Consider the following 14,750-nt stretch of genomic DNA (forward strand, 5'->3'; position numbering starts at 1 on the left):
GTCGCGGAGCTCCGGTTCCGGCGGGGGGTCTGCGAGGTCTACGAACTGGTCGCGGAGAACGGATAGGGATCGCGGCCGGGCCGTCGGCGGATCACTGCGGGACCGCCGCGTGATCACTGTGCGGATCGGGTCCGCGACGCGATCCGGTGTTCTCCGAACCGTTAGCCTCGATTTCATTACACTGCGTTATCGAATATGTGCGGCGAGATGTAATTCACGGGAAGGGGCGGCCTCGATGCTCAGAAAGGCGTTCGAGCACGAGAGCGAGATGATCCGGAGATGGCGCAACCACCCGAGGGTGCGTGAGGCCAGCTTCACCACCCACGAGATCGGCGAAACCGAACACGCCAAATGGTGGGTGAGCGCGACGGCGGACGCCACCCGGCGGATCCTCGTCTACGAACACGAGGGGGTGCCGAGCGGGGTGGTGAACTTCTTCGACTACGACACCGAGGAACGGCGGGCCATGTGGGCCTTCTACCTCGACGTCGACGGGCTCGGCGAGCGCGGCGAGCTCTTCGCGGCCTGGCTGACGGTCGAGGGCGAGGCGGTCCGGTACGCCTTCGACGAGCTGGAGGTCGCGACCCTGCGCTGCGAGGTCCTGTCGCACAACACGGCGGTCCGCACCCTGCACCGCCGCAACGGGTTCGTCGAGGTGGACACCTACACCCGGCCGGTGGACGGGACCGAGGAGTCCGTGATCGTCATGGAACGCGTCAGGGCGGACACCCCGGCCTGAGCCCGGGTCTGCGCGCCGGGAGGCCGCGGGGAGCCGTGGGAGATCACCGGAAGCCCGGGGAGAACGCGCCGGGGAAGCCGGGAGAACGCGGGAGACCGCGTCGCCGTACGGATCGGGCGCTGGGAAGGGTACAGCCGCGGTAAAGGCAGTGCATAGCGCGTTGTAGCCGGTCCGTACGGCTGGCAGGGTCGAACGAGGTCGAACCGGCGCGATTGTCAGGGGGAGCGCGGTGCACGGGTCCAACCACTACTACGGCCATTCGCGGATACTGGCGCGATACTGCGGGCTGGACGAGGACGACGTGCCGCGCATCCGGGGATTCCTCCAGCACGGCTGGAACCACCTGCACGGATTCCAGCCCGATGACGAGTGGTGCACCCCGGGGTACCCGCGGTTCGTCTGGTCGGACGTGCTCCGCAGGCGGGGCTGGTCGATGGGGCGCCGGGGGCACTGCCTCATCGGGGCGCCGTGGGTCTACCTGCTGGCGATGGAGCCGGACACCGGGCGCGTCCCCGCCGAGGAGCGCCGCGGCACGATCTGGTACCCCTTCCACGGGTGGGAGAAGCAGGCGGTGCGCGGGGGCCACGACCGCCTCGTGGACGAGATAAGGGCCACCGAGGGCGATGACGTCACCGTGTGCCTGTACTGGGTCGAGTTCCGGGACGCCGACGTCCGCCGCCGTTACGAGTCCGCCGGTTTCCGGGTCGTCTGCCACGGCGAGCGGGGCACGCGCTGGGACCGCAGAGGCCGTGACTTCCTCCGCCGGCAGCTCGTGGAACTGCGCCGGCACCGGCGGGTGGCCTCCAACCGGCTCGGCAGCGCCCTGTTCTACGGGGCGTCGGTCGGCTGCGACGTGGCGGTGTACGGAGATCCGATGCAGTTGGAGAACGAGCGGCCGGAGTTCGGCGGCGCCGGGCGGCAGCGGCGGCTGTGGCCCGAACTCCACGGGGCCGAGGTCGACCGCGCCACCGCCGCGGAGATCGCGGAGAGGGAACTCGGCTTCGAGTACATGGCGGGACCGGAGGAGCTCCGGTGCCTGTTCGGCTGGGAACGGGAGACGCTGGTCCGGTGCGCGTGAACGGCTCGGAGGCGCCGCCGAACGTCCGGCTCGTCGGCGGTGAGATGCTCACCTGGTCGGACGGGCTGCACGGCCCCGGGGACGCCGACTGCCTCCGTGAACTGGTCCGCCGGGTGCTGCCCTCCCCGGGGCGGGTCCTGGTCGCGGGACCCCATCCGGAAGGGCTCCTTCCGTGGCTGGCCGGGTGCGCCGCGTCCGTCGCGGTGCTGCTGAGGTCCTTCCCGGACGCCCTGGAACTGGGGAACCGGCACCTCGGCGGGGAGGGGCTCACCGTCTACTGCGGTGAGCCGGGCAGGATGGACGTTCCCGGCGGCTTCGACACGGTGCTCGTCCTGGACGGGTTCCGCCGCCTGCGCTCAGCCGAGGCGCCCGAGACCTCGTGGCAGGAGACGTTCTCGGAGCTGGCCCGTTTCGTCGCGCCGGGCGGCGCCCTGGTCCTCACCGTGGCGAACGGCATGGGGATCGACCGCCTCGCCGAGGCCAAGCCCGCCGAGCGGGACCGCACGGACGCGGACTGGTTCCCCCGGGGATGGGACCGCTCCGAGCCGGCCGGACATCCGGCGCTGCTGCGGGAGCTGGAGTCGGAGGGGCTCGCCGCTGAGCGGTGCTACGCGGGTTTCCCCGCCGCGGACGCCCCCAGGGCGCTGCTCGCCGTCGACGTGCTGGAATCCGGTCCGCCGGTCCCCGACGCGGTCGTGCTCATGTCGGGCACGCGGGACCGCGGTGACCGGTACTCCCTCGTGGATCCGGCCGGGCTGACCCGGAAGGCCTTCCGGCACGGGCTGGCGGCCCGACTGGCGCCCGCGTGGGTGGTGGTCGCCCGCAGGGGAGGGACCCTTCCGCCGACCGTGCCGGAGTGCTCGCCGCCGGACGCGCTGGTCGGGGACGACCTGTGCGGCAGACCGTGGGCGGTCGTCCACGAGCTCGCCCGGGAGGCGGACGGCCGGTGGAGGCGCAGACCCCCCGCGCGGGACGTCCCGTGCCCGGCGGGCCGGGTCGGCAGAGACCTCGGAGCGCTCGGCGGGTCCGTCCCCGAGGGCCGGGTCCTCGACGAAGTGATCGTCGGGGCCTGCGCGCGGGACGATCTGCGGGCGGTCAGAGAGCCGCTGCGGGCGCTCACCGCGCTGCTGTCCGATCAGGCCGACGGCGGAGCGGTCTCGGGCGGCTGGGTCTTCGCCACCACCGACAACCTCGTCTGGGACGGCCGGGACCTCCACCTGATCGACCCGAGCTGGACGTACGACGGGCGGATCCCGCTCCCGGTCCTGCTGGCCCGGATCCTCCGGCGGTTCGCGGTCCGGCTGCTCGACGCGGGGCACCACCATCCCTGGCCCTGCTCCTTCTCCCCGGCCGACGTGACCCGGACGCTGGTCGCGATGTGCGGTCTCACCCTCGGGGACGGAGACCTCGACCGGGCCGCGGCGCTGGAGGGGGAGATCGCCGCGGTGCTGGGGACCGAGGGCCCGGAAGCGGCCCGCGGCCTCCCGACCTACCGCGAGCTGATCACGGAGCGTGACGCGCTGCGCGACCGGCTCGGCGAGGCGCGGGCGAGGATCGACCGGCTGGAGAGCAGGCTCACCTCCCGCGAGGAGCAGTTGGACAAGGCCCGGCTCCGGTGGCGCGCGGCCGCCGAGGAGGCGCAGGCCGTACGCCGGTCCACGGAACGCGATGTCCCGCAGGCGGCGACGGGGCCCCGCCGGGTGGTCCGCCGGCTCGTCCGAGCCATCTGGAACTGACGGAAGAACACCGAGACGTATACGGCGGGGGAAACATGATCAACGCAGGAAGCCGGCCGCAGTTCGAGCAACTGCTCACGACCGTGTCGACGTACTGGGAGAGCCGCCTGCCACGCGCGGAGGGTGACGCGTGCGTCGTGGTGGAGGCGCTGCACCCGGACATCCGGGTCCTCCTCCGGAACTTCGTGATAGCCAACGCGATCAGATGCGTCACCCCGGCGAAGCTCGTCGTCGTGACGGGGGTGGACCCGCGGTGGCAGGAGACGCTGCACTGGGAGGAGTTCGACGTCGACCGGATCCGGTCGTTCGCGCATGCCTTCGGCGCGTCGGACGTCGTCGATCTCCACGAGCTGGCGATCCGGTTCGAGGCGACCGGCGAGGCGGCCGTCCGCCTGCGCGGTTTCAGCGACCGCTCGGCGCGGCGGGACGTCCCCGAGCTGGACCCCCGGTACCTCGACACCATCCTGGGTGCGACCCTGTGCCGTCTGGACCTGCTTCCGAGGCTGCCGGAAGGCGCCGCCTCCGATCCGGGGTACCGGAAGCGGCACCGCAGGACCGCCGCCTTCTCCGCCGTCTACGACCGGATCTTCGACGCGGTCGAGCCCGTGGCGTTCGTCACCAGCCATGTCGACTACGACCAGTGGGGGATGGGCGTCGACTCGGCCGTGCGGCGCGACATCCCGGTGGTCTACGCGCAGAGCACGGGATCGCTGAAGGCGTATACGCTCTTCCCGGAGAAGCGCGCCGGACTGGCCAGTTACCGGGCCGAGCTGACCGAGCAGATCGGCGAGTACTTCGAACGGGCCGTCTGGGCGAACCGCGACCTGGTGCGCGCGAACGCCGAACTGGTGACCGCGCGGGCCAAGGGGAACCTGGGACGGCCGAGCTGGTGGCGGGCGGGGGCGTTCGCCGCGGCCGAGCTGCGCAACGAGGTGGAGCGCAACCAGGTGCGCACCCACGCCCTGCAGCGGCTGGGGTTCGAGCCGGACCGCCCGGTGGTCACGGTCTTCAGCCACACGGTGTCGGACGCGCTGGGCACCAACAAGGAGATCTTCGACGATCTGGGGCAGTGGTTCGAGGAGACCGCCGCGCACGCGTCCGCGGACGATTCGGCGAACTGGCTCTTCCTGGACCACCCCAGCCAGATCAGATACGACAGCACCGGCTTCTTCGACCGGGTCGCAGCCCGGTACGCCGACCGCCCCCACCTGGTCTTCCGGCCCAGTACGAGCATCTCGAAGAACATGCTGCTGAGCCTGACGGACGTCGGCGTGACGGTCCGGGGCAGCGTGAGCAACGAGCTGCCCGCCTTCGGCATCCCCGTCATCCAGACGGGCTGGTCGGAGTGGAGCTCCTGCGGGCTCTCCCACGTGGCCGAGGACCGGTCCGCGTACTGGAATCTCCTGGACACGGCGATCGAGCTGGCGGCCAAGGGGAGGACGATCCTCGGCGAGGAGCAGCGGGAGCGGGCCAGGCTGTGGCTCTGGTTCTACCGGTGCGCGACCGACGTGCCGACGCCGTTGGTCCCCGCCTGGGACACCGGCGCGGGCGGCGCCCTGCTCCGCACCATCTCCGTCAACATGAGCCACGTGGAGAGTGACGCGGACCCGCTCTTCTCCTCGGTGGCCCGGATGTGGGAACGCCGCGAGCCGTTCCTCACCCGTTTCGATCTGCTGGCACCGGACGCGCTGAAGTCAGCGGTCCTTCCGTTCAGGAGTCATTGATGAACACGGCCATCGGCACCGGATTCGCGACCGTTCACGAGAGCGCGGTGGAGCCCCTGATCCCACCGGTCGTCGTCGAGAGCGGCCGGACGCCCGGCTTCCAGGTCACCGACCAGGTCTACCGGGGGACGCGCTACGTCGGGAGGTTCGCCTCCTCCGGCCTGGCCGGGTTCAAGGTGCTCGGAAACGGGACGGGGGTGCGGGTCCGCGTCCGGCTCTCCATCGACAACAAGGCCGTCAAGGCCTGGCTGAAGGAGGTCGAGGGCGCTGAGGGCCCCGAGGGCGCTGAGGGCGCTGAGGGCATCGAGGGTTCCGCCAGGCGGGCACGGCTGCCCCGCCTGCTCCAGATACGTTCCCAGGGAACGCTCCGGCAGTGCGTCGTGCTCGACTCGCGCGAGGCGAGGCGGCGGCCGTACGCGACGGTGGAGTTCGACCTCGCCGCCGACGAGGTCCCCCCGGACGGGCTCCTCTGCCTCGAAGTGGCCGACGTCGAAGGGTGGCGCCGTACCCCGCCGTCCGTCAGGGAGGCGGCGGCGGGCAGGGTCATGCCGTCGAGCGCGGTCGGGGTCCGCATCGACCGCGTGGAGTTCTGCGACATCCCGGCCGCTCACGAGAGCCCTCTCCCCGCGCGGGTCGACGGGGTGAGCTGCGAGGAGACTTCGCTGATCAGCGCCGGCGGCGTGCTCCGCGGGGCCGGTCCGGGACCGAGGCGGCTGAGCGGGGGCATCGTCGTGGTCAACCCGCTGCCGCTCGGCGAGCGTTCCGCCGCGGGGCGGATCGGGCTCCGGCTGGGCATGCGGGGGGCCGACGCCCGTTCGCAGCTTCAGGTCGCCGCCGTCCAGCGGCTCCAGGACCCGCAGGAACGGACTCCGAAGAGGGCGAAGGCCGTGCCGGCGGTCGAGGAGTGCCACGGCAGGTCCTTCAGGACCCGTTCCCTGCGGGTGCACCGGGTGGTGCGCAGGAAGGCGCGCGGTGTCCTGGGACGCCTGTCCGCCGTCCCGTACAGCATGGCCGCCCACCTCCAGGTCATGGCGGTCGGTGGGATCGTCGTCCTCGACATGGAGAGCGGCGGGGAGATCCCGGTCCGGGTGCTCAGGGAGGGGCGGCAGGACCTGAGGCTGGAGTTCCCCGAGCCGCTGAGCTCTCCGGCGCTGGTGGTGGTCTCCTCCGGGGCGCGCAGCTCCGACCGTCTCGTCCCGTCGCTCGTCTCGGTGTCCCGCCTGGCGGAGTGAGAGGACGCGCGAGAACGCGACGCCGCCCGGGTCCCTCATGCGGGGACCCGGGCGGCGTCGCGTTCGGGGTCAGCGCAGGATCGCGGTCAGCGCGTCCACGACGCGGTCCTGGTCGGTCTCGGAGAGCCCCGGGTAGAGCGGCAGCGAGAGCTGCTCGGCGTAGAAGGCCTCGGCGTTGGGGCACAGGCCCCGCCGGTATCCGAGGCTCTCGAAGACCGGATGCCGGTAGGCGGGGATGTAGTTGACCTGCACGCCGATCCCGGCCCGCCGCATGCGGTCGTACACCTCGCGGCGGCGGCCGTCGTGGATCCGGACCGGGTACAGGTGCCAGGACGGGGACACGTAGGCCCGCTGCTGCGGCAGGCTCAGCCCCGGGACGCCGGCCAGTGCCGCGTTGTACCGTGCGACCAGCGCGGTTCTGCGGTCGCGGAACTCGGCCAGCCGCCTCAGCTGGCTGATGCCGAGCGCGCACAGCACGTCGGGCAGGCGGTAGTTCAGCCCGAAGGCGTGCACCTCCTGGTGCCAGCCCCCGTGGTCGGGGTCGTGCTGGTGCTCGGGGTCCCGCACCAGGCCGTGGTTCTTGAACCGCCCCGCGCGCAGGAGGTGCTCGGGACTCCGCGCCGCCACGGCCCCGCCCTCCGCCGTCGTCACGGTCTTGGTGGGGAAGAAGGAGAACGTGGTGAGGTCGGCGACCGACCCGATCGGCCGGTCCTTGTACACCGAGCCGATCGAGTGGGCGGCGTCGTCCAGCAGCAGGGCGCCCACGTCGTCGGCGGCCTGCCGCAGCTCGTCGTAGTCCGCGGGATGGCCGGCGTAGTCGACCGCGGCGATCACCCGGGTCCGCGGGGTGGCCACCGCCCGCACGGCTTCGGGGTCGAGGTTGGCGGTGTCCGGCTGGACGTCGGCGAAGACGACCTCGGCGCCCAGCAGCGCGGCCGTGGCCGCGGTGGCGACGAACGTCATGGGGGAGGCGACGACCTGGTCGCCCGCCGTGATCCCGGCCGCGGCGTAGGCCACATGGAGCGCGGCGGTGCCCGAGGTGACGCTGACGCACGGCACGCCGCCCGTCCACCGGGCGAGTTCGGCCTCGAACGCGCCGACCGCGGGACCGGTCGTCAGCCAGTCGCCGCGCAGCACCTCGGCGACCGCGTCGACGTCCTCGTCGGTGATCGACTGGCGGCCGTAGGGGAGCATCAGACCCCTACCGCGGTCATGTCGCGGAGCTGGTCGACCGAGAGCCACCGGTCGTTGGTGTCGGAGCGGTAGGCGAAGCCCTCGGGGAGCGCGGCGCCGCCCTGCGGGGGGACGTAGCCCCAGGTCGCGATGGTGGGCTGGACGACGTAGCGGTCGGGGAGGCGGAGCGTGCGGTGCCCGTCGTCCTGCGCGATCATCTCCTCGTGCAGCTTCTCGCCGGGGCGGATGCCGATCTCGTAGGTGGGGCTCTGCGGGGCGAGGGCCTCGGCCAGGTCGGTCACCCGCATGCTGGGGATCCGCGGCACGTAGAGCTCTCCGCCCTGCATCATGTCGAAGGAGTCGATCACGAAGCGCACCGCCTCCTCCAGGGTGATCCAGAAGCGGGTCATGCGCTTGTCGGTGATGGGGATGCTCGCCCCCTCGCGCGCCAGCCGGAGGAAGAACGGCACCACCGAGCCGCGGCTGCCGATGACGTTGCCGTAGCGGACGACCGAGAACCGGGTGGGAAAGGCCGCGGCGTAGTGGTTGGCCGAGACGAACAGCTTGTCCGCGACGAGCTTGGTCGCGCCGTACAGGTTGATGGGGCTGGACGCCTTGTCGGTGGAGAGCGCCACGACCTTGCGGACCCCGCAGTCGATGGCCGCCTCGATGACGTTCTGCGATCCGGCGACGTTGGTCCGGACGTACTCGAAGGGGTTGTACTCGGCGGTGTCGACCTGCTTGAGGGCGCCGGCGTGCACGACGTACTCCACGCCGTGCATCGCGCGGGTGAGCCGCTCCCGGTCGCGGATGTCGCCGATGAACCAGCGCAGCCGCTCGTCGTCTCCGAACAGCTGCCGCGCCTCGTACTGCTTCAACTCGTCGCGGGAGATGACGACCAGGCGGCGGGGATCCAGGTTGTCCAGGGCGTACCGGATGAAGGCCTTGCCGAAGGAGCCCGTTCCGCCGGTGATCAGAATTGACGAACCAGTGAGGATGCTCATGAGGTCCCCCGTACTTGTGATTACGCACTGTGGTCGGCCGGACTGACCCGGTAGCATAGCGCGACCTGGCCAGCACACAGTGTCACACGGAGAATGGGGCATCGGTGCGTATTATCGGAATCGTTCAGGCGCGGACGGGGTCCACGCGCCTGCCCGGGAAGGTGCTCCGGGAGCTGTCCGGCCGCTCGGTCCTGGGGTGGGTGGTCCGGGCCGTCCAGGAGGCGCGGGCGGTCGACGAGCTGGTGGTCGCGACCACCACGGAGGCGGCGGACGACGCGGTCGCGGCCGAGTGCGGACGGCTGGGCGTGGCCTGCAGCCGGGGCCCGGTCGACGACGTGCTCACCCGCTTCACGGCCGCGCTGGCCGGCCGTCCGGGTGACGCGGTGATGCGCTTCACGGCGGACTGCCCGCTGCTCGACCCTGCGGTGATCCGGGAGACGGCGCTGGTCTACCGGGCCGTCCCCGGCCTCGACTACCTCAGCACCGCCCTGCCCCGCACCCTGCCGCGCGGCACGGACGTGGAGATCGTCGGCAGGGCCGCCCTGGAGAAGGCGGACCAGGACGCGGACTCCTACCATCGGACGCACGTGACGTCGTACGTGTACACGCGGCCGGACGATTTCCGGATCATGGGGCTGACCCATCCCCCCGAGGCCGCCGACCTGCGGGTCACCCTCGACACCGAGGAGGACTGGGCCCTGATCAGCCGGGTGGTGCGGGAGTTCGGGGACCGGCCCGTCCCCGTCGGGGTGCTCGTGCGCTGGCTGCGGGCCCGTCCGGAGGTGCGGGCGCTCAACGCGCACGTCGAGCAGAAGGCGCTGCAGGAGGCGTGAGCCCGCGCATCGGGATCCGCTGCGACGCCGGCCCCCTGATCGGGGTCGGCCACCTGGTGAGGTGCGTCGCCCTCGCCGAGGAACTGCTGGCCAGGGGGGCGCGGGTCGTGTTCCTGGGCGACCTGGGCGGCCTGCCGTGGGCGGCGGCCCAGCTCGCGGGCAGAGGGCTGCCGCTGGTCCCCGCCGCTCCGGAGCCGGAGGCCCTCGCCGGGCAGGCGCGGGACCTGGCCCTGGACGGGATCGTGCTCGACTCCTACACGCTCGACCCCGGCACCGGGGCCGCGCTCCGGGAGGCCGGGCTGAGGGTGCTGGCCATCGTGGACGGCGACCTGCGCGGCCAGTCCGCCGACGTGTACCTCGACCAGAACCTCGGGGCCGAGGAGCGGGACGTCCCGGTCCCGGAGGGGGCGGTCCGTCTGGCCGGCGCGGGATACGTCCTGCTCCGCGACGCGGTACGGCGGGTGCGGGCCAGGCCCGGAGAAGGGCTCCCGCGGGTGCTCTGCTTCTTCGGCGGCACCGACGCCGCGGGGGTGACCCCCCGCTGGGCGGACGCGCTGGCGGGCACCGGGGTGCCCTTCACCGCCACCGTGGTCAGCGCCCGTCCGATCCCGGCCCGCCCTCAGATCACGGTGATCCCGCCCACCGACGGGCTGCCCGCCCTCATGGCCGAGGCGGACCTGGTGATCACCGCCACCGGGACGTCCACCTGGGAGCTGCTCCACCTGGGCGTGCCCGCCGGGCTCACCTGGGTCGCCGACAACCAGCTGATCGGCTACGACGAGGTGGTGGGCCGCGGGCTGGCCGCCGGCCTCGGCCCCGGGACCGCCGCCGAGGAGGCGGTCCCCCTCCTGCGGGAACTGCTCACCGATCCCCGCCTCCGGCGCCGGTACGGCGAGCGCGGCCGGGCCCTGGTCGACGGCCGGGGCCGGGAGCGGGTGGCGGACGCGCTGCTGCGGGACCGGTGCGCGGGCGACGGCGGGTCTGGATCGGGTCCCGGGTCTGGATCGGGTCCCGGGTCTAGATCAGGTCCCAGGTCAGCGGGGTGCCCATCGGGACGTCCCGGGTGAAGCGGCGTCCGGCGACCTGGGGCATCGAGGCCGGGGACAGGCCGCCCGCGGGCCGGATCGAGCGGACGTTGCGTTCGCTCACCGGCTCGCCCGCGCGCACGTCGGCCACGACGTAGAGGGAGCGGCGGAAACGCAACCCCTCGCTCTCGCTGGCGCGCGGACCGATCCGCGCGGCGCCCAGCGACTGCCAGGCCCGCTCGCTCTCGACGACCAGTGTCGCCAGCTCACCCGGTTCCAGGGAGAAGGCGGAGTCCACTCCGCCGTCGGCCCGCGCCATGGTGACGTGCTTCTCGATCAGGGACGCGCCCAGGGCGACCGAGACGAGGGCGGCGCCCATCCCCGGCGTGTGGTCGGAGATCCCGACGACGGCGCCGGTGACGCCGGCCAGCAGGGGGAGGGCGCGCAGGTTGCTGTCCGCCGGAGAGGCGGGGTAGCTGGCGGTGCAGGCCAGCACCGCCAGCTGCGTGCAGCCCGCCCCGCGGCCGTTTCGACGGCCGCGTGGATCTCCCCGATCGTGGCCATCCCGGTGGAGATGATCAGAGGCTTGCCCGTGCCCGCCGCGAGCCTGATCAGCGGCAGGTCCACGATCTCCGATGAGGCGATCTTGTAAGCCGGTGCGTCGAGCGACTCCAGGAGGTCGATCGCCGTCGGGTCGAACGGGGAGGAGAAGGCCGTCAGCCCTCGCTCCCGCGCCCGGCGGAAGATCGGCTCGTGCCACTCCCACGGGGTGTGGGCACGCTCGTAGAGCCGGTAGAGGGTGTCACCGCCCCACAGTTCGTGATCGTCGCTGATCCGGAAGGCGGGGCCGTCGACGTCCACCGTGATGGTGTCCGCGCGGTAGGTCTGCAGCTTGAGGGCGTGCGCTCCGGCGTCGGCCACGGCGTCGACGATGGTGAGCGCCCGGTCCAGGTCGCCGTTGTGGTTGCCGGACATCTCCGCGATCACGAAGGGCGCGTGGCCGGGGCCGATCGGCCGGCCGTCTATCGAGATCATGATTTCCTCCCCGCGTGAAACGGCGCGACACGGTGTGACATCACGTGACGACGTCGGTGCCGTGGGTGATATCGCAGATCGTAGCGAGCGGCGCGGCGGACGGTCCACGGTTCGGCAAAGAGCGGGCCAGCGGGGAGCAGCCTGCGGCGCCGCCGCTTTACCGGAAGGGCATTCTGAGCGGCGACTCACCGGTCCTCGCGCACTGGAGGAACCTCCATTGAAAACACCCCTGCTCAGCGTCGTGGTCCCGTTCTTCGACGTGGAGGAGTACCTCCATGAATGTCTGACGTCCTTGGCGGAGCAGACGCTCACCGACCTCGAGGTCGTCATGGTCGACGACGGATCGACGGACGGCAGCGCGGTCATCGCCAAGGATTTCGCCGAGGCGGATCGCAGGTTCCGCCTCGTCCAGCAGGAGAACCGGGGGCTGGGCCCGGCCAGGAACACCGGGGTCGGGCACGCCACGGGTGCGTACCTCGCCTTCGCCGACAGCGACGACGTCCTGCCCGCCGGGGCCTACGCCGCGATGGTGGCGAGCCTGGAGCGGAGCGGATCGGACTTCGCCTCTGGGGCGGTCCACCGGTTCACCGACGGGGAGAGCGCGCCGTCGGGCCTGCACCGCCGCATCTTCCGGCGGACGGTGTACGGCACGCACATCTCCCGCAAGACGAACCTCGTCCACGATCGCACGGCCTGGAACAAGGTGTACCGCCGGTCCTTCTGGGACCTGCACGGGTTCGCGTTCCCCGAGGGCCTCTACGAGGACGCCCCGGTGACGATTCCCGCCCACGTCCTCGCGTCGGGCGTCGACGTGCTCGCCGACGTCGTCTACCACTGGCGCCTGCGCCCGACCTCGATAACCCAGCGGCGGACCGAGGTGGGCAACGTGCGGGACCGCATCGCCTCGGTCCGCGCGGTCCAGGGGTTCATCGCCGAGCGGGCGCCGGGGTTGAAGAAGACGTTCGACCAGATGGTCGCGTCGTGGGACCTGCGGCTGGCGGGGGAGGCGATCGCGGCGGCCCCGGAGGAGGAACTGGAGGCGCTGTTCGAGATCGTCGATCCCTGCCTGGCCGCGCTCGCCCCGGAGGTCGTCGCGGAGCTGCCGGTGGTCAGGAGGCTGGAGCTCCACCTCATGCGGCACCGCATGGTCGCCGAGCTGCGCGAGGTGTGCCGGTTCCGCCACGAGGAGGAGGTGCGGGTCATCCGGCGCGGCCTGTGCAACCGCCGGTGGTACGCGGTCTACCCGTTCTTCCGCGACCGGTCGCGCGGCATCCCCGACCACGTGTACGAGGTGGGGGACGAACTGGTCCTGCGGGCGGCGGTGGACGAGGCCCGCTGGTCGCAGCGGGGGCTCCACCTGGAGGGGCGGGCGGGGATCAGGCATCTGGAGGACCAACCGGGCGGCATCCGGCTGTGGCTGGCCGCCCCCGGGGTACGAGGGCGGGTCCCCGTGCGGGTGGAGCAGGCGGAAGGCGGGGGCTTCACCGCCGACATCGACCTCGCAGACCTCCCGCCGGGGCGGTGGACCCTGCACGGGGAGGTCTCCCTGGGGCGGATGCGACGGGACGGGCCGGTACGGGGGCCGGTGGCGGTGGAAGGCGAGCAGGGCGGGCAGAACGTCCGCTACACGCTGGGGAAGGGCGGGCGCCTCATCCTCGAGGTGCCGTGACCCGCGGGTCCCCGCGGGCCCCCGAGAGCGCCGTGGACGCCGCGGCTCATCTCGGACACGGGGAGTGACGGTCAGGGCCCGGTACGGCGAAGGCCCGGGATGCCTCCTCGACTCGACCGCCGGAAGGTCAAAGCGGTCGGCGGCCCTTCCGCGCGTTGGTCAAGAAGTGGCATGGAGACCTTCCGTTGGTTACAGACCGTCAATTCCGATAACCGGGAGGTCGCCATGCTGATCTGCATGAGGGTCTACTCGCTGGACGACGTCCGTGCCACGTGCAAGCAGAAGGACTCCTGGTGGACGGTCTTCCTGGTCGATCCGGTGGCGTGCCGGCTGGCCCTGGTCGTCGCCAACCGCACGGACGTCACACCCAACGGGCTCACCGGCCTCTCGCTCGTGCTCGGTGCGGGTGCGGCGGTCGCGTTCGCGGCGGGACGGCTCGCGGCGGGGGCCGCGCTGTTCTACCTGAGCTTCCTGGTCGACTGCATGGACGGGAAGATCGCCCGGCTCAAGGGCACCGGCACACCGTTCGGGCTCTGGGTCGACTTCGTGGGCGACCGGGTCCGGGAGATCTGCTGCGCTGCCGGACTGGCGTTCGGGCAGTACGCGGCGACCGGTGACGTGGCCTACATCCTGCTCGGCGCCGGGGTGACGGTGCTGGACCTCTTCCGCTACGTGAACGCGGCGCAGATGCGGCGGGTGCGCGAGGTGGTCAGGGAGATCCGGGAGTCCCGGACCGAGGGGGCGGCCCCCGTGACGCGGGCGGAGATCACCGCCGTCCTGGACGAGGCCGGCTCGCTGATCGGCCGCCCCTCCGCGCGGCGGCCGTACCGGGGCGCCCGGCGGGCGATCGGGAAGTACCGCCTGATCGGTCCCTACCTGGCCCGGTACCGGGTGCGCACCACCTGATGAGCGGCATCGAGTTCCACGCAGCGGTCTTCGTGGTGGCCCCGCTCCTCGGCTCCTGGGCGCTGCTGCCCCTCCCGGCCGCGGCGGGCGGGCTGCTCCTGCTGAACGAGGCGTACCTGATCTGCCGGCTGTGGCGGTTCACCCGGACGGCGGCGCCCGCCGTACCGGCTCCGCGGAACCCGCAGCGCCTGCCCGCCTGACCGGTGCGGCGGCGCCCGCTCGCCCGGCACACCTGTTCGACTCCGCCCGGTGCGGCGGCATCCGCCCGCCCGGCACACCTGTTCGACCACATCTTCCACGGGGGTTCGTTGTGATGCAGTCCGACCGGCCGATATTCGTCATCGGGTGCCCGCGTTCCGGGACGACGATGCTGCAGCTCATGCTGCACGCGCACCCGCGCATCGCGGTGCCGCCGGAGACCCGCTTCATGCTCGCCGCCTACCAGCGGCGGCTCAACTTCGGCGACCTCGACGACCCGACGCGCCGCCACGAGCTGGCCGAGTGGCTGGTGGAGCGCCGGCAGAACCGCTTCCAGGACCTGGGGCTGGACGCGGCCGAGGTGACCAGGGAGATCGTCGACGGCCCGGGGACGCTGG

At 72.3% G+C, this 14,750-nt stretch carries 13 protein-coding genes and 2 pseudogenes; 11 read left to right on the plus strand and 4 right to left on the minus strand.

Features of this window, described 5'->3' with window-relative positions; all coding sequences use genetic code 11:
* Positions 1-235: 235 nt before the first annotated feature.
* The 5 genes from pseH to ACWJ6R_RS15400 all read left to right on the plus strand — a co-directional run bounded on the left by pseH (position 236) and on the right by ACWJ6R_RS15400 (position 6,509).
* Complete coding sequence (gene pseH, locus ACWJ6R_RS15380; protein WP_449062872.1) at positions 236-739, plus strand: UDP-4-amino-4,6-dideoxy-N-acetyl-beta-L-altrosamine N-acetyltransferase; 504 nt, start codon at positions 236-238, stop codon at positions 737-739.
* Between the two features lie 229 nt (positions 740-968).
* Positions 969-1,817: a hypothetical protein gene (locus ACWJ6R_RS15385; protein WP_449062873.1), complete on the plus strand. Its 849-nt coding sequence runs from the start codon at positions 969-971 to the stop codon at positions 1,815-1,817.
* Positions 1,808-3,553: a hypothetical protein gene (locus ACWJ6R_RS15390; RefSeq protein WP_449062874.1), complete on the plus strand. Its 1,746-nt coding sequence runs from the start codon at positions 1,808-1,810 to the stop codon at positions 3,551-3,553. Before ACWJ6R_RS15385 ends, ACWJ6R_RS15390 begins: the two co-directional genes overlap by 10 nt.
* Before the next feature lie 35 nt (positions 3,554-3,588).
* Positions 3,589-5,277 carry a hypothetical protein gene (locus ACWJ6R_RS15395; RefSeq protein ID WP_449062875.1) on the plus strand — a complete coding sequence of 563 codons (1,689 nt, stop codon included), beginning with the start codon at positions 3,589-3,591 and terminating at the stop codon, positions 5,275-5,277.
* Complete coding sequence (locus ACWJ6R_RS15400; protein ID WP_449062876.1) at positions 5,277-6,509, plus strand: hypothetical protein; 1,233 nt, start codon at positions 5,277-5,279, stop codon at positions 6,507-6,509. Before ACWJ6R_RS15395 ends, ACWJ6R_RS15400 begins: the two co-directional genes overlap by 1 nt.
* A 69-nt stretch (positions 6,510-6,578) precedes the next feature.
* Here the strand turns inward: ACWJ6R_RS15400 and ACWJ6R_RS15405 are convergent, their stop codons facing one another.
* Complete coding sequence (locus ACWJ6R_RS15405; protein ID WP_449062877.1) at positions 6,579-7,703, minus strand: DegT/DnrJ/EryC1/StrS family aminotransferase; 1,125 nt, start codon at positions 7,701-7,703, stop codon at positions 6,579-6,581.
* Entirely contained in the window at positions 7,703-8,686 is a 984-nt protein-coding gene (gene pseB, locus ACWJ6R_RS15410; RefSeq protein ID WP_449062878.1) for a UDP-N-acetylglucosamine 4,6-dehydratase (inverting), read from the minus strand. The genes ACWJ6R_RS15405 and pseB overlap by 1 nt, the downstream gene beginning before the upstream one ends.
* A 104-nt stretch (positions 8,687-8,790) precedes the next feature.
* Here pseB and ACWJ6R_RS15415 point away from each other — a divergent pair, with 104 nt between their 5' ends.
* Both ACWJ6R_RS15415 and ACWJ6R_RS15420 read left to right on the plus strand, forming a co-directional pair.
* Positions 8,791-9,519, plus strand: coding sequence for a cytidylyltransferase domain-containing protein (locus ACWJ6R_RS15415; protein ID WP_449062879.1), 729 nt, complete (start codon positions 8,791-8,793; stop codon positions 9,517-9,519).
* The gene (locus tag ACWJ6R_RS15420) at positions 9,516-10,586 is read left to right on the plus strand and encodes a PseG/SpsG family protein (protein WP_449062880.1); all 1,071 of its coding nucleotides are present in this window, start codon (positions 9,516-9,518) and stop codon (positions 10,584-10,586) included. Before ACWJ6R_RS15415 ends, ACWJ6R_RS15420 begins: the two co-directional genes overlap by 4 nt.
* Here ACWJ6R_RS15420 and ACWJ6R_RS15425 read toward each other — a convergent pair.
* Both ACWJ6R_RS15425 and pseI read right to left on the minus strand, forming a co-directional pair.
* Positions 10,537-10,842 (minus strand): SAF domain-containing protein, encoded by a 306-nt coding sequence (locus tag ACWJ6R_RS15425; RefSeq protein ID WP_449062884.1) that lies wholly within the window; start codon positions 10,840-10,842, stop codon positions 10,537-10,539. The genes ACWJ6R_RS15420 and ACWJ6R_RS15425 overlap by 50 nt on opposite strands.
* Positions 10,819-11,909 (minus strand): annotated as a pseudogene (gene pseI / locus ACWJ6R_RS15430) (pseudaminic acid synthase); the annotation flags it as partial. The pseudogene pseI and the gene ACWJ6R_RS15425, both read right to left, overlap by 24 nt.
* On the opposite strand from pseI, the gene ACWJ6R_RS15435 reads away from it, so the two are divergent.
* The 4 genes and pseudogenes from ACWJ6R_RS15435 to ACWJ6R_RS15450 form a co-directional block, all read left to right on the plus strand.
* Positions 11,797-13,248, plus strand: coding sequence for a glycosyltransferase family 2 protein (locus tag ACWJ6R_RS15435; protein WP_449062881.1), 1,452 nt, complete (start codon positions 11,797-11,799; stop codon positions 13,246-13,248). The pseudogene pseI and the gene ACWJ6R_RS15435 overlap by 113 nt on opposite strands.
* A gap of 225 nt (positions 13,249-13,473) precedes the next feature.
* Positions 13,474-14,154: a CDP-alcohol phosphatidyltransferase family protein gene (locus ACWJ6R_RS15440; protein ID WP_449062882.1), complete on the plus strand. Its 681-nt coding sequence runs from the start codon at positions 13,474-13,476 to the stop codon at positions 14,152-14,154.
* Positions 14,154-14,354: a hypothetical protein gene (locus ACWJ6R_RS15445; protein ID WP_449062883.1), complete on the plus strand. Its 201-nt coding sequence runs from the start codon at positions 14,154-14,156 to the stop codon at positions 14,352-14,354. Before ACWJ6R_RS15440 ends, ACWJ6R_RS15445 begins: the two co-directional genes overlap by 1 nt.
* A 167-nt stretch (positions 14,355-14,521) precedes the next feature.
* Positions 14,522-14,750: pseudogene (locus ACWJ6R_RS15450) on the plus strand (sulfotransferase family protein); the annotation flags it as partial.

Source organism: Planomonospora algeriensis, from assembly GCF_977012225.1.